Annotated in this window: 14 protein-coding genes, 1 tRNA gene and 1 pseudogene; 12 read left to right on the top strand and 4 right to left on the bottom strand. The window is 72.2% G+C overall.

What is annotated here, in order from left to right; genetic code table 11:
* Positions 1 to 298: 298 nt before the first annotated feature.
* From ACWH4W_RS05475 to ACWH4W_RS05505, 7 genes are all read left to right on the top strand, one after another.
* Positions 299 to 835: a tRNA adenosine deaminase-associated protein gene (locus ACWH4W_RS05475; RefSeq protein ID WP_473077424.1), complete on the top strand. Its 537-nt coding sequence runs from the start codon at positions 299 to 301 to the stop codon at positions 833 to 835.
* A gap of 65 nt (positions 836 to 900) precedes the next feature.
* On the top strand, positions 901 to 1,332 hold the full coding sequence (gene tadA / locus ACWH4W_RS05480; RefSeq protein WP_473077425.1) for a tRNA adenosine(34) deaminase TadA: 432 nt from the start codon (positions 901 to 903) through the stop codon (positions 1,330 to 1,332).
* A gap of 45 nt (positions 1,333 to 1,377) precedes the next feature.
* Positions 1,378 to 1,462: transfer RNA gene (locus ACWH4W_RS05485), tRNA-Ser, on the top strand.
* Between the two features lie 92 nt (positions 1,463 to 1,554).
* Positions 1,555 to 1,731 carry a hypothetical protein gene (locus ACWH4W_RS05490; protein ID WP_473074680.1) on the top strand — a complete coding sequence of 59 codons (177 nt, stop codon included), beginning with the start codon at positions 1,555 to 1,557 and terminating at the stop codon, positions 1,729 to 1,731.
* Positions 1,731 to 2,024 (top strand): Dabb family protein, encoded by a 294-nt coding sequence (locus ACWH4W_RS05495; protein WP_473074681.1) that lies wholly within the window; start codon positions 1,731 to 1,733, stop codon positions 2,022 to 2,024. The genes ACWH4W_RS05490 and ACWH4W_RS05495 overlap by 1 nt, the downstream gene beginning before the upstream one ends.
* A gap of 194 nt (positions 2,025 to 2,218) precedes the next feature.
* The gene (locus ACWH4W_RS05500) at positions 2,219 to 3,055 is read left to right on the top strand and encodes an RNA polymerase sigma factor SigF (protein WP_006132791.1); all 837 of its coding nucleotides are present in this window, start codon (positions 2,219 to 2,221) and stop codon (positions 3,053 to 3,055) included.
* 247 nt (positions 3,056 to 3,302) lie between these two features.
* The gene (locus ACWH4W_RS05505) at positions 3,303 to 4,205 is read left to right on the top strand and encodes an RNA polymerase sigma factor SigF (protein WP_473074682.1); all 903 of its coding nucleotides are present in this window, start codon (positions 3,303 to 3,305) and stop codon (positions 4,203 to 4,205) included.
* A gap of 374 nt (positions 4,206 to 4,579) precedes the next feature.
* Here ACWH4W_RS05505 and ACWH4W_RS05510 read toward each other — a convergent pair whose 3' ends face one another.
* Positions 4,580 to 4,774, bottom strand: a complete 195-nt coding sequence (locus ACWH4W_RS05510) for a hypothetical protein (RefSeq protein WP_473074683.1) — start codon at positions 4,772 to 4,774, stop codon at positions 4,580 to 4,582.
* Positions 4,775 to 5,002: 228 nt separating this feature from the next.
* Between ACWH4W_RS05510 and ACWH4W_RS05515 the strand changes: the two genes are divergently transcribed.
* The 5 genes and pseudogenes from ACWH4W_RS05515 to ACWH4W_RS05535 form a co-directional block, all read left to right on the top strand.
* Positions 5,003 to 5,494, top strand: coding sequence for a MarR family winged helix-turn-helix transcriptional regulator (locus ACWH4W_RS05515; protein ID WP_473074684.1), 492 nt, complete (start codon positions 5,003 to 5,005; stop codon positions 5,492 to 5,494).
* Positions 5,495 to 5,579: 85 nt separating this feature from the next.
* Positions 5,580 to 8,039 (top strand): MFS transporter, encoded by a 2,460-nt coding sequence (locus ACWH4W_RS05520; protein WP_473074685.1) that lies wholly within the window; start codon positions 5,580 to 5,582, stop codon positions 8,037 to 8,039.
* 110 nt (positions 8,040 to 8,149) lie between these two features.
* Positions 8,150 to 8,971: a YceI family protein gene (locus ACWH4W_RS05525; protein WP_473074686.1), complete on the top strand. Its 822-nt coding sequence runs from the start codon at positions 8,150 to 8,152 to the stop codon at positions 8,969 to 8,971.
* Between the two features lie 109 nt (positions 8,972 to 9,080).
* A complete protein-coding gene (locus tag ACWH4W_RS05530) occupies positions 9,081 to 9,428 on the top strand; it encodes an STAS domain-containing protein (protein WP_473074687.1) in 348 nt (115 codons plus the stop codon).
* A 34-nt stretch (positions 9,429 to 9,462) separates the two neighbouring features.
* Positions 9,463 to 9,694 (top strand): annotated as a pseudogene (locus ACWH4W_RS05535) (PPOX class F420-dependent oxidoreductase); the annotation flags it as partial.
* A 75-nt stretch (positions 9,695 to 9,769) separates the two neighbouring features.
* Here ACWH4W_RS05535 and ACWH4W_RS05540 read toward each other — a convergent pair.
* From ACWH4W_RS05540 to ACWH4W_RS05550, 3 genes are all read right to left on the bottom strand, one after another.
* A complete protein-coding gene (locus ACWH4W_RS05540) occupies positions 9,770 to 10,549 on the bottom strand; it encodes a TetR/AcrR family transcriptional regulator (protein WP_473074688.1) in 780 nt (259 codons plus the stop codon).
* Between the two features lie 147 nt (positions 10,550 to 10,696).
* On the bottom strand, positions 10,697 to 12,262 hold the full coding sequence (locus tag ACWH4W_RS05545; RefSeq protein ID WP_473074689.1) for an MFS transporter: 1,566 nt from the start codon (positions 12,260 to 12,262) through the stop codon (positions 10,697 to 10,699).
* A gap of 128 nt (positions 12,263 to 12,390) precedes the next feature.
* Positions 12,391 to 13,131, bottom strand: a complete 741-nt coding sequence (locus ACWH4W_RS05550) for a response regulator transcription factor (RefSeq protein WP_473074690.1) — start codon at positions 13,129 to 13,131, stop codon at positions 12,391 to 12,393.
* Between the last annotated feature and the right edge of the window lie 55 nt (positions 13,132 to 13,186).

Raw genomic sequence — 13,186 nt, forward strand, 5'->3', positions numbered from 1 at the left:
GATCACGGGCCCCGTCGCGCCCCGGACGCGTCGCCCGAGAGCGCCGCGCTCAGGCGGCGGGGAAAGCCGCGTACGATCCGGTCGTGGCGGCGACAAGTGCGCTGGTGAGTCCTTCCGGGGCGCACTCGGCGCACCGCGACCGAAACTGCCGGACACAGGGAGCGGAAGACGTCCCCTGATGGCCTTGTTTCTGCCACGATTCCCCATGGGCGGGGTCTCGGAACTCCGCATACCCGCCCGCACACCTCCGCCGGGGGGACCCCCAACCGGCACGCCTATGACCAGTGGGAGAGTCACGGTGTACTTCGCCGCACTGCTCGCGCGCACCGAAGACGGGTGGGAAGCGAGCGACACGGAGCTCGACGATGTGGAAACCCTGTCGGATCTCGCCGATCTGGCCCGGGAAGCCTCTCCTGACGAGGACACGGTGCTCGTGCTGATCGAGCAGGAGGACGGCTGGTTCGGCGTCGTCCGCGTGGACGGTGAGGAGGATCCCAGGATCTACGTGTCCGACGCCGCGGCGGCCTCCCGCAGCAGCTACGGGGAGATCCTGCTCACCGACGAACTGCTCGGCCGGGAGCCCGGGGACGGCGGCCCCGACCTGGACGCCCTCGACCTCGACGGCACGGAGGACGGTGAGCCGGACGACGAGGACGCCGACGGCGGCCCGTCCGCCGCTTCCGGCGAGTCCGTTCCCCACGGCCCGGTCGGGGACGCGCGGGTCCTGGAGGACCTGGGCGTGACCGAGAAGGAGCTGCGCTCGATGACCGAGGACGCCGTCTCGGAGATCGCCGAGGCCCTGGGCGCCTCGGAGGTGCTGGAGACCGTCCGCTGACCGTGCCGGCCACCACCCCCGCGCCCGGCCTCCCGGACCCGGTGCGCGACCGCTGGCGGGAGCCGATGCGCCTCGCCCTGGACGAGGCCCGCCGGGCCGTCCCCGGCGGGGACGTCCCCGTCGGGGCCGTCGTGCTGGCCGCGGACGGGGTCACCGTGCTGTCCCGCGCCCACAACGAGCGCGAGGCGGGCGGCGACCCCACCGCGCACGCGGAGGTCCTCGCGCTGCGCCGGGCCGCCGGACGGGCCGGGGAGTGGCGGCTGGCCGGCTGCACCCTGGTGGTCACGCTGGAGCCCTGCACGATGTGCGCGGGCGCCGTCCAGCAGTCCCGGGTTGACCGGGTGGTCTACGGCGCCCGGGACGAGAAGGCGGGGGCGGTGGGATCACAGTGGGACCTGGTCCGCGACCGGCGTCTCAACCACCGTCCCGAGGTGATCGAGGGCGTGCTCGCGCAGGAGTGCGCGCGGCTGCTCACGGAGTTCTTCCGCGGACGCTGAACACCGATTTCGGCCCACGCGCCCCCGTGCTGTAAGGTCTCCCTCGGTAGCGTGTCCGAGCGGCCGAAGGAGCTCGCCTCGAAAGCGAGTGTGGCGCAAGTCACCGAGGGTTCAAATCCCTCCGCTACCGCTCCTGAAGGGCCCCGTCGTCAGACGGGGCCCTTCGTGCGATCATGGGCCCGCTCGGTGCACGCGTGACAGCAGTGACAGGGGAGGGCCGCGATGGCGGTGAACGCGAAGAAGGCCGTCGTCTACCTCCTGGTGGTCTTCGTGCTGTACGTGATCATCACGGATCCCGAGACCGCCGGCGACTACGTCACCATCGGGTTCCAGGGCGTCTCGGACGCCGCGAAGGCGGTCGGCGACTTCATGACCTGGCTGGCCGCGGGAGGAAAGTGATGATCCGGCACCTGGTGCTCTTCAAGCTCGACGAGGGCGTCCGCCGCGACGACCCCGAGGTCGTCGCGGGGGTGGAGGCCTTCCGCGCGCTGGAGGGGAGGATCCCGGAGATCCGCTTCTGGGAGTGCGCCTGGAACATCAGCGACCGCCCCATCGCCTACGACTTCGCCATCAACTCGGCGTTCGACGACGCCGAGGCGCTGCGCCGGTACGTGGAGCACCCGGACCACCAGGCGGGGGTCGGCCTGTGGCGCGCGTTCGCCACGTGGGTGATCGCCGACTACGAGTTCTGACGGTCCGCCCGCGCTCCGTGCTCCGTGCTCCGAGGCCCTCTGCCGTGCCGGCGGGGGGCCTCGGAGCATTCCACGGCCTTTTCCCGCCTCAACACGGAATATGCGGTGCTTGCGCACAGTGAGTCAGTCTTGTGATGCTATGACCGCTTTTGCCGGATGAGTTGACGGACGATGTGAGCGATGAAGAGGTGGCGTTGACCGTGTCGGCCAGTTCCGCGCCGCCCCAGGACGAGGTGTCCCCCGACGCGGTCCAGACCCCCGCCAAACGCCGCGGCGCGGACACCCGGGCCCTCACCCAGGTGCTGTTCGGTCAGCTCAAGAACCTGGAACCGGGAACGCCGGAGCACGCCCGCGTGCGGGCGGCGCTCATCGAGGCGAACCTCCCGCTCGTGCGGTACGCGGCCGCCCGTTTCCGCTCCCGGAACGAGCCGATGGAGGACGTCGTCCAGGTCGGCACCATCGGCCTGATCAACGCCATCGACCGCTTCGACCCGGAGCGGGGGGTTCAGTTCCCGACGTTCGCGATGCCGACCGTGGTCGGGGAGATCAAGCGGTACTTCCGCGACAACGTCCGCACCGTCCACGTGCCGCGCCGGCTGCACGAGCTGTGGGTGCAGGTGAACAGCGCGACGGAGGACCTCACCACCGCGTTCGGGCGCACCCCGACCACCGCCGAGATCGCCGAGCGGCTGCGCATCTCCGAGGAGGAGGTGCTGTCCTGCATCGAGGCCGGCCGGTCGTACCACGCCACCTCGCTGGAGGCCGCGCAGGAGGGCGACGGGATGCCCGGCCTGCTGGACCGGCTCGGCTACGAGGACCCGGCCCTGGACGGGGTGGAGCACCGCGACCTCGTCCGGCACCTCCTCGTGCAGCTGCCGGAGCGCGAGCAGCGCATCCTGCTGCTGCGTTACTACAGCAATCTGACACAGTCACAGATCAGCGCCGAGCTGGGCGTCTCGCAGATGCACGTGTCCCGGCTGCTGGCCCGGAGCTTCCAGCGGCTGAGGTCCGCAAACAGGATCGACGCGTAACCGTGACGAGCGAAATCGCCCGACGGCGCGCATCCGCGCCCCTTCTGCCCGATACCCCGTCAGACCCCTTGTTCCCAGGGCTGATTCGCATCTCGGATGTCGACATGTCACTACAGCGCGTTGCCGACATGTGACATTCTGCCGGAAGCGCGTTTGCCGGAGCTTCGGCGCCGGTATTCAGGTGAAGGCTGCGTTCCCCGGATCGGGAGCGTTCGCCGCGACCGTCCCGCGACCCAAAGGGGGTGGCATGTCCGCAGAACAGGGCAGCTCGAAGGTGCTCACGCTCGCGGAGAGCGAGTCAGCTCCCCATGCTCTCGACGCACTCGGCCCCATCGACGAGGGCCCGGCCCTCGCCACCACACCCGCTCCGGACCTCCCGGAGACGGCGGCCCTCGACACCCGCACCCTGTCCCGCTCCCTGTTCCTGCGGCTCGCCGTGCTCGACCAGGACAGCCCCGAGCGCGCCTACGTCCGGGACACGCTGATCGAGCTCAACCTCCCGCTCGTGCGGTACGCGGCGGCGCGGTTCCGCTCGCGCAACGAGCCGATGGAGGACATCGTCCAGGTCGGCACCATCGGGCTGATCAAGGCGATCGACCGCTTCGACTGCGAACGGGGCGTGGAGTTCCCGACGTTCGCGATGCCGACCGTGGTCGGGGAGATCAAGCGGTTCTTCCGCGACACGTCCTGGTCGGTGCGGGTGCCGCGCCGGCTCCAGGAGCTGCGGCTGGCGCTGACCAAGGCCGGCGACGAGCTCTCCCAGAAGCTGGACCGCTCCCCGACGGTGAGCGAACTCGCCGCCGTGCTGGGCGTGTCGGAGGAGGACGTCGTCGACGGCCTCGCGGTGGGGAACGCCTACACGGCGTCCTCGCTGGACTCCCCCGCCCCGGAGGACGACGGCGGCGAGGGCTCCCTGGCGGACCGCCTCGGCTACGAGGACACGGCGCTGGAGGGCGTGGAGTACCGGGAGTCGCTGAAGCCGCTGCTGGCGAAGCTGCCGCCGCGTGAGCGGCGGATCATCATGCTGCGCTTCTTCGCGAACATGACGCAGTCGCAGATCGGCGAGGAGGTCGGCATCTCCCAGATGCACGTCTCCCGCCTGCTCACCCGCACGCTGGCCCAGCTGCGGGACGGGCTCATCTCGGACTGACCGCCCGCGACGACTCCGGACGCGGAGGCGCCCCGGCCCGCCGGGCCGGGGCGCCTCCGCGTTCCCGGTCACGGGCACCGCGGCGCTGCGGGGTCGAGGGCACCTCGCGCCTTCCGGGGCCGCGCGGTCTTCCGCCCCTCGGGCCACCGCGCGTCGCCCGGCGGGCCCTGCGCCTCCAGCACGGCGCGACCCGACGCGTCCCGCCCTCACGGGACCCGGGTCCACGGTGAGCCGCGCGCGGTCCGGCTTCGAGGACGAGGCGGCCCGCACTGCCGTGCGGGGCCGCCCTCCGCGAGGAGGCGGGGACGCGTTGCCGCGCACCGGGTGCGCACGGACCGCGAAGGCCGCCGAGGAGTCCTCGGCGGCCTTCCTGCTCACTTCAGCGCGAGCCAGGCCACCGCCGCGACGATCGCCACGGCGACGACGATGCCGACGATCAGTCCGATCCGCGGTCCGCCGCCCGTGGACGCCGCCTGCCGGCCCTGAGGGGCCTCGTCGACGAACGCGCGGAACATCTGGGTGCTGCCGGCGGGGTCGTGATTGCCCTGCGGGCCCTGGGTGTTAGCCATGCCACGAGACACTAGCGAATCACCGTCCGGGGCCCCAAGCGGGGCGGGGAAGAGCGGCCGGGACGGTTACGGAGGGCCGGGATCCCCCGCGTGCACCCCTCCCCACCTGCGTGTTTACTGTCGCGATTACTTGCCTTTGCCAAGTTTTGGAGCCGGACGGCCCATTTTTATTTGTCTTCAGCAACCATCGATATCTACGGTTGCTTCAAGCAACGAAACGGAGGTGCCATGGCCGAGTCGGCACAGTACGAGGAACTGGTCCGGCAGTTCAGCGCCTTCGGCGCCGTCAAGCGGGAGATGAACCGGCTGATGCCGTCGGACTGCCCGAGCGGCTCCGCGGCCGTGCTGACCGTGCTGGGCCGCCACGGCGACATGCGCATGAGCAGGCTCGCCGAGCTGCTGTCCGTGGACATGTCCGTCACCAGCCGCCACGTCGCCCATCTGGCCGAGCGCGGCTGGATCGAGCGCTCCCCCGACCCCGCCGACAAACGGTCCCGCATCCTGCGCCTCACCCCGGCCGGCCAGACCCGGCTCGACGACCTGTTCCGGCTCACGACGCAGCTCCTCGCCGAGCGGCTGGGCGACTGGTCGGACGAGGAGGTCGGCCGCCTCACCCAGCTGATGGCGCGCCTGAGGGACAGCTTCGGCGACCCCCGCACCGTGCCCCGGCAGGCACCCTCCGCGCTCGAACGGACCACCCGTACACCCGCAAGCACCTAAGAGAAGGAAGTCCATGGCAACGACCACACCGAACGGTGTGCGGGCTCATGCCAAGCACGGGGGAGGACCCTCCCAGGACGCTCCGATGACCCACCGGCAGATCCTGGAGGCGCTGTCCGGGCTGTTGCTCGGCATGTTCTGCGCCATCCTGTCGTCGACCATCGTCACCAACGCCCTGCCCGAGATCGTCTCCGACCTCGGCGGCGGCCAGAGCGCCTACACCTGGGTCGTCACCGCCTCGCTGCTGACGATGACCGCCTCCACCCCCCTGTGGGGCAAGCTCGCCGACCTCATCAGCAAGAAGGCCCTGGTCCAGACGGCCCTGGTGATCTTCGTGATCGGCTCGATCGTGGCCGGTACGGCGCAGAACCCGGGGATGCTCATCACCGCGCGCGCCATCCAGGGCCTCGGCGGCGGCGGTCTCGCCGCGCTGGCCCAGATCATCATGGCCGCGATGATCTCCCCGCGTGAGCGCGGACGGTACTCCGGCTACCTGGGCGCGACCTTCGCGGTCGCGACCGTCGGCGGCCCGCTGCTGGGCGGCGTCATCACCGACACCAGCTGGCTCGGCTGGCGCTGGTGCCTCTACGTCGGCGTCCCGTTCGCGGTCATCGCGCTGATCGTGCTGCAGAAGACGCTGAACCTGCCCCTGGTGAAGCGGAAGGCCAAGATCGACTGGGCCGGCGCCTCCTTCGTCACCGCGGCCGTCTGCCTGCTGCTCGTCTGGGTCACCTTCGCGGACGACAAGTACGCCTGGATGTCCTGGCAGACCGGTGTGATGGTGGGCGGCGCGCTCCTGCTGACGCTGGTCTTCCTGCTGGTCGAGTCCAGGGCGAGCGAGCCGATCATCCCGCTGCGCCTGTTCCGCAACCGCACCATCACGCTGGCCTCGCTGGCCTCGCTGTTCGTCGGCATCGCGATGTTCGCGGGCACCGTCTACTTCAGCCAGTACTTCCAGCTCGCCCGGGGCCAGTCCCCGACCATGTCGGGCGTCATGACCATCCCGATGATCGGCGGCCTGTTCATATCGTCGACCGTCTCCGGCATCGTCATCACCAGGACCGGCCGCTGGAAGAGCTGGCTGCTGGCAGGCGGCGTGCTGCTCACGGCGGGCCTCGGCCTGCTGAGCACGATGCGCCACGACACCCCGTACGGGCAGATCGGCGTCTTCATGGCGCTGATGGGCCTCGGTGTCGGCATGATGATGCAGAACCTGGTGCTCTGCACGCAGAACCAGGTGGCCCCGAGCGACCTGGGCGCGGCCTCCTCCGTGGTCACCTTCTTCCGCTCCCTCGGCGGCGCGGTGGGCGTCTCCGTGCTCGGCTCGGTGATGTCCAGCCGGATCAGCCACTACGCGGCGGACACCATCGGCTCGCTCAGCCCGCAGGAGCAGGCGGCGGCCGCCAAGGTCTCCGGCGGCGGCGCCATTCCCGACATGGACCTGCTGCCCCCGTCCATCCGCGCCTGGCTGGAGAGCGCCTACGGCCACGGCATCGCCGACATCTTCCTGTACGTCGCGCCGATCGCGCTGCTCGGCTTCCTGATGACCGTGTTCATCAAGGAGGTCCCGCTGCGGACCACCGGCGCGCTGGCCCAGGCCGCGCAGGAGCAGGACGGCGCCGGCGATCCGGTCGCCCCGACGGCCGCCGAGGCCGCCGCCCCGGCCGGGAGCGCCGCCCCCGCGGGCTCCGCCGCCCCGGAGACCCGGGCCGCCGCGGGAGACACCTTCACCGGACCGGTGTCCGCCGTCGCCGCCGTCACCCGGCCCGAGGAGTCCGCCTCCGCCGGCATCCCGGTGTGCGGCTTCGTGCGGGGCGCGGACAGCGTCCCGGTGCCGCGGGCCGCCGTCACGCTGATCTCCCTGGGCGGACGCCAGCTGGGCCGCTGCGTGGCCCAGGACGACGGCTCCTATGCGGTGGACGCCCCCTCGGCGGGGTCGTACGTCCTGATCGCGGCCGCCGACGGGCACCAGCCGCAGGCGTCCACGGTCGTGGTGAACGGCGAGCCGGTCTCCTACGACGTCCTGCTCAGCGGCACCAGCGGCATGACCGGTGTGGTCCGCGCGGCGGACACCGGACGGCCGGTCAGGGACGCGATGGTGATCGTCACGGATGTGCGCGGGGACCTGCTGGCCACCGGGGCCACCGGTGAGCAGGGCGAGTTCTCGTTCACCGAGCTGGTGCCGGGCGCGGTGACCGTGGCGGTGAACGCCGCCGGGTACCGGCCGCGCGCCCTGCCGGTCGAGATCGGCGCCACGGGCGTCACCCGGGTCGAGGCCGATCTGGAGACCGGCGCCCACGTGCGGGGCGTGGTCCGCGCCCCGCACGGTCCGCTGGCCGACGCCCGGGTCACCCTGGTCGACGCGGCGGGCAACGTGGTCGGCACGGCGACGACCGGCGAGGACGGCGCGTACGCCTTCGCCGATCTGGACGGCGGGGAGTACACCGTCATCGCCACGGGCTACCCGCCGGTGGCGAGCGCCCTGACGGTCACAGGCACCGGTGTGGACGACCACGACATCGAACTCGCCCATCCGGGCGAGTGACCCGAGCCCCGGCCCGTGGCGGGCCCGCGCGTCCTGTAGCGGAGACGCGCCCCCGCTGCGGGCCGGTCGTATTGCGACCCTATTGTCAGCCTTTTCAAGGAGAAGACGGGATGCCACTGACCGCGAGGATCCGCACCCGGGACGGGTGGGCCGTGTCGCACGCGGTCGTCACGCTGACCGACGGGACCGGCGCCCAGGTGCTGCGCGCCGAGGCGGACGCCGAGGGCGCCGTCCGGGACGCCACGGAGCTGGCGCCGGGGGCGTACACCGTCGTCGTGACCGCGGTCGGGTACGCGCCCGCCGCCGCCAGCGCCCTCGTCACCGCGAGCGGGCGCGCGGAGGTCGGGACGGTCACGCTGGCCCGGACCGGGGGCACGGACCTGCCGCCGCCCGGACCGTGGACCGTCGACCCGGCGCACTCCGGTGTGGCCGCCGTCGCCCAGCACCTGGGCATCTCCAGCGTGCGGGGGCGGTTCACCGACTTCACCGCCTCGGTGGAGATCGCCCCGGACGACGTCACCAAGTCGCGGGTGGAGGCGGTGATCCGGGCCGCGTCCATCGACACCGGCAACGAGACGCGGGACACCCATCTGCGGTCCCCGGACTTCCTGGACGTCGAGCGGTACCCGGAGATCGTCTACCGGTCCACGGGGCTCACCCGGGCGGGCACCGACCGCTGGACCGTGCACGGCGAGCTGGCCATGCGCGGAGTGGTCCGCCCGGTCGACCTGGACCTGGCGTACCTCGGCACGGGCGCGGACCCGTGGGGCGGCACCCGGGCGGCCTTCCGGGCCACGACCGAGCTGCACCGCGAGGCCTTCGCGATGCACTACAACCAGGTCGTCCAGGCCGGCATCGCCGCCATCGGCACGACGCTCCGGGTGGAACTGGACGTCCAGGCCGTGCGGGGGGAGTCGCTTCCCGAGGTGTGAGCACGGGCCTCCGGACCTCGGCCGCTTCCGGTCCGGCCCCTCGCCGTGGTGCAATGGGCGGAGGTCAGGAAGCGGCCTTTTCCCGATTTTCCGGACCGATGACTGTCAGGTGAGTGCCGTGACCCTTCCGCCCCCTCCCGCCGAACGCGTGATGCTCCCGCTGCCGTCGGAGATCGACGTCCGCAACGCCGACGGCCTGCTGCCGCTGATCATGTACCAGGCCCGCTCCGGCTCCGAGGGCCCGGCGCAGGTGATGATCCTCGACCTGTCGGCGACCCGCTTCATGGACTCCCAGGGCGTCCGCCTGATCAACGCCGCCCGAAGACTCCTGCTCCCCGACACCCGGGTGCTCCTGGTGGCCCTCCCGGAGAGCATGGCCTGCCGCGTGCTGGAGGTGACCGGGCTGCGCCGCGACGTACCCGTGTACGACAACCTCCCGGAGGCGATGGCGGCTTAGGCGTTCTGTCCGCCCGGGCCGGCGCCTCGGCAAAGGACCCTGGGCGCGGATCGACGGCACCGCCGAGGTGCCGGGTGCTGGACGGGCCCGAGCCGGTGGAGCCGCCGACGGGGTACTGCCGCCGCATCGCCGGTGGGCACCCCGACCGGGGCGCGTACCGGGCGGCCATGGTGGAGCGGGGCGAGTCGCTGATCCGGGCCGCTCCGGAGCGCTGGAGTCCGGTGGCGACCGGCGGTGTCCCGGCGCGGCCGGCGGAGAGCGGGTAGCGCGATCCCTCGCGGGAGTGCGGAGGCGTGGACGCCCCGCCGGAGTGCGGGGTGCGGACGCCGCGGACGGAACAGCTAGCCGCGGCCGCGGGCGACCATCGCCTCGATGCCGGCGATCAGCAGGTCCAGGGCGAAGGAGAAGTCCCGTTCGAGCATCTCCTGGACCGTGTCGCCGCCCCGGGCCTCCATGATCCTGGCCGACTGCCCGATCACGTCGGAGGCGTCCGGATCCCGCGTCACCTCGGTCATGGCCCGGTGGTGGTACTCGTCGGGGGTCAGGCCCGTGGAGGCGACCCGGTCGTGGAAGTGGCCCTCCACCGTGCCGTAGCCGTACACGAACTGGAACACGGCGGAGATCGCCCCGGTCACCCCGTGCTCGGGCAGCCCGGTGCGGCCGAGGACCTGCTGGACCGCGCCGGAGAACCGCAGGGCGTTGGGGCCGATGTTGAGGAAGCGGCCGGCCAGCGCGGACAGCCAGGAGTGCCGCACCAGCAGCGCCCGGTACTCGCGGGCCAGCGCGCGCAGTTGGTCGCGCCAGTCCTCGTCGGCGTCCGGCTCGGGCAGGGTCAGTTCGCCGAAGGCCCGGTCCAGGGCCAGTTCCAGCAGGTCGTCCTTGGTGTCGACGTACCAGTAGACGGACATCGCGGTGACGTCCAGCTCGGCGGCGAGGCGGCGCATGGAGAACTTCGCCAGGCCCTCGGCGTCCAGCAGCCGCACGGTCGCCCCGGTGATCCGGTCCCGGTCCAGTCCGGAGGGCTGGCCGCCACCGCGCCTGCCGCCCCGGTCCTGATCCCGGTCCTCCAGCCAGACGCTCGGCCGCGGCGTCTTCCCGGACCGCTGGTCTGCCCTCACCATGACGCACCTTCCTCGACTTGCCGACGCCGGTTCATGCTAGGGGGTGCCCGGCACAGGAACGCGGGAGAAGGGGCGGCGTCCGGGTGCGTGCGGTCGTGCGAGCGCACGGCGCCGGAACGCCCTCGACAGGGGGGTTCCCCCCTTCCCCTAGGTGTCCACCTGCCCCTTCTGCCCCTCCTGCGCGGACCGTGCGTCGGCGTGGTCGGCCCGGCGCAGCAGCGCCGCCGCGAGGAGTCCGCCGAGCAGCACCGCCACCGCGCCGACCAGCAGGCTCGTCTCCAGGCCGGAGGAGAACGCCCCGGTGATCTCGGCGCGTTCGCGGTCCGAGCCGGCCGCGTCCAGCGCGGCCGGCAGCGAGGCCGCCGCGACCGGCACCAGCGCCGCGAAGCGCGCGTTGAGCACGGCGCCGAGGACGGCCACCCCGAGCCCGTTGCCGAACTCGGCCAGCGTGCCGTTGATGCCGGCGCCGACGCCCGCCTTCTCGCGGGGCACGGAGCTCATCACGGCGTGTGCCATCACCGGGCTGCCGATCGCGGTGCCCGCGCCGATCAGCACCAGGCCGAGCAGGGTGCCGCTGTAACCGTGCTCGGTGAGCGTGGCGATCGACACCAGTCCGGCCGCCATCAGGCCCATGCCGACCGCGATGGACAGCGGGGTCCCCATCTTCGCCGCCCACTCGGTGCCCACGCCGGTGAAGTTGAGGGCGACCACGGTCAGTGCCATCGGCGCGGTGCGCAGACCCGCCTCCAGCGGCCCGTACCCGAGGACGAACTGCAGGTACTGGGTGAGCAGGAAGAGCGCGCCGCCCATGCCGAAGGTGATCAGCACCAGTCCGCCGACCGCGCCGGTGAAGCGCCGGTCGCGGAAGAAGTGCGGGTCGAGCATCGGGTACGGGACCCGGCTCTCCCCGTACGCGAAGACGCCGAGCGCCACGGCCGCCGTGCCCGCGCTCGTGAGCACCCTGCCGGAGGTCCAGCCGTGTCCGGGGCCGGAGATGACGGCGTGGACCAGGGCCGTCATGCCGATGGTGGAGAGCACCGCGCCGGCCAGGTCGGGCCGGTCGCCCCGCCGGCTTCGGGACTCCGGGACGTACGCCGCGACGGCGGCCAGCGCCAGGGCCGCGACCGGCAGGTTGATCAGGAAGACCGAACCCCACCAGAAGTGGTTCAGCAGGAACCCGCCGACCAGCGGACCGGCGGCGAAGCCCAGGGAGTTGACGGCGCTCCAGACACCGATCGCCTTGGGCTGCTCCTCGGGCGTGAAGATCTGCATGACCACGGCGAGGGTGGTGGTCAGCAGCAGCGCCCCTCCGACGCCCATGCCGGCCCGCGCCGCGATCAGCTGCGGGGACGACTGGGCCAGGCCCGCCGCCAGCGACCCCACGCCGAACAGGGACAGGCCCACGATCAGCATCTTCTTGCGGCCGTAGCGGTCGGCGGCGTTGCCCGCGCTGAGCAGCAGGCCCGACTGGACCAGGGAGTAGGCGTTGATCATCCACTGGATGTCGGCGGTCGAGGCGTCCATCTCCCGGGTGAGGGAGGGGATCGCCACGTTCAGCACCGTGTTGTCCAGCAGCACGGTGAGCTGGGCGAGACAGATGACTCCGAGGATCGGCCACCGCCGGACGTGCCCCCGGGGAGCCCCGTCCACCGGTGCGGTGTCCGGGGACGGGTCGGGGGCCGCGGACGGGTGCTCCGGTGGGGACGTCGTCATGCTGTACACCGTAGAACAGCCCCTTACGGTGTACAACACAGTTCGTGGCAGGGTGGCCGGCTTCCGTCACCGGACGGGTGGGGACGGGGCCGGGGCCGAACCGCGCGGGTCCGGCCACCCTGGTCCGCTCACGACACCGCGGGCTTCAGCAGGTAACCGGCGCCGCGCCGGGTGTGGATCATCGGCTCCCGGCCCGCGTCGATCTTCCGGCGCAGGTAGGAGATGTACAGCTCGACGACGTTGGCCCGGCCGCCGAAGTCGTAGGACCAGACCCGGTCGAGGATCTGCGCCTTGCTGAGCACCCGGCGCGGGTTGCGCATCAGGAAGCGCAGCAGCTCGAACTCGGTGGCGGTCAGGTGGATGCTCTGGCCTCCCCGGGTCACCTCGTGGCTGTCCTCGTCCAGGGTGAGGTCGCCGACCACCAGCAGGGCGTCGGAGCGGCGGTCGCTCGCGCAGGAGCGGCGGATCAGTCCGCGCAGCCGCGCGACGACCTCCTCCAGGCCGAAGGGCTTGGTCACGCAGTCGTCGCCGCCCGCGGTCAGTCCGGCGATCCGGTCCTCGACGGCGTCCCCCGCGGTGAGGAACAGCACGGGCACGTCGGGCAGTTCGCGGCGCAGCCGGCCGAGGACGGAGAGCCCGTCCATGTCGGGCAGCATCATGTCCAGGACGACGGCGTCGGGCCGGAACTCGCGGGCGGCGCGCAGCGCGCCCTGCCCGTCGGCCGCGCTGCGGATCTGCCAGCCCTCGTAGCGCAGGGCCATGGAAAGCAGTTCGGTGACCGACTGCTCGTCGTCCACCACCAGCACCCGGACGGAGCTCCCGTCCGGCCTGAGCGGTTCGGTGCGCCCCTGGGGCGAGATCGTGGTCATGCCGGACACGATGGGGACGTCCTCTGAGAGCACCCTTTCGTCCGTCTGTGTTTTC

It is taken from the genome of Streptomyces sp. DSM 120436, assembly GCF_055778765.1.

What these genes read in the sequence shown, in the direction of transcription:
- ACWH4W_RS05515 (WP_473074684.1), top strand. Translation starts at nt 5,003, where the DNA reads ATGGCCGAGTCGGCACAGTACGAGGAACTGGTCCGGCAGTTCAGCGCC.
- ACWH4W_RS05545 (WP_473074689.1), bottom strand. Translation starts at nt 12,262, where the DNA reads ATGACGACGTCCCCACCGGAGCACCCGTCCGCGGCCCCCGACCCGTCC.
- ACWH4W_RS05550 (WP_473074690.1), bottom strand. Translation starts at nt 13,131, where the DNA reads ATGACCACGATCTCGCCCCAGGGGCGCACCGAACCGCTCAGGCCGGAC.
- tadA (WP_473077425.1), top strand. Translation starts at nt 901, where the DNA reads ATGCGCCTCGCCCTGGACGAGGCCCGCCGGGCCGTCCCCGGCGGGGAC.
- ACWH4W_RS05510 (WP_473074683.1), bottom strand. Translation starts at nt 4,774, where the DNA reads ATGGCTAACACCCAGGGCCCGCAGGGCAATCACGACCCCGCCGGCAGC.
- ACWH4W_RS05490 (WP_473074680.1), top strand. Translation starts at nt 1,555, where the DNA reads ATGGCGGTGAACGCGAAGAAGGCCGTCGTCTACCTCCTGGTGGTCTTC.
- ACWH4W_RS05505 (WP_473074682.1), top strand. Translation starts at nt 3,303, where the DNA reads ATGTCCGCAGAACAGGGCAGCTCGAAGGTGCTCACGCTCGCGGAGAGC.
- ACWH4W_RS05540 (WP_473074688.1), bottom strand. Translation starts at nt 10,549, where the DNA reads ATGGTGAGGGCAGACCAGCGGTCCGGGAAGACGCCGCGGCCGAGCGTC.
- ACWH4W_RS05495 (WP_473074681.1), top strand. Translation starts at nt 1,731, where the DNA reads ATGATCCGGCACCTGGTGCTCTTCAAGCTCGACGAGGGCGTCCGCCGC.
- ACWH4W_RS05520 (WP_473074685.1), top strand. Translation starts at nt 5,580, where the DNA reads ATGACCCACCGGCAGATCCTGGAGGCGCTGTCCGGGCTGTTGCTCGGC.
- ACWH4W_RS05525 (WP_473074686.1), top strand. Translation starts at nt 8,150, where the DNA reads ATGCCACTGACCGCGAGGATCCGCACCCGGGACGGGTGGGCCGTGTCG.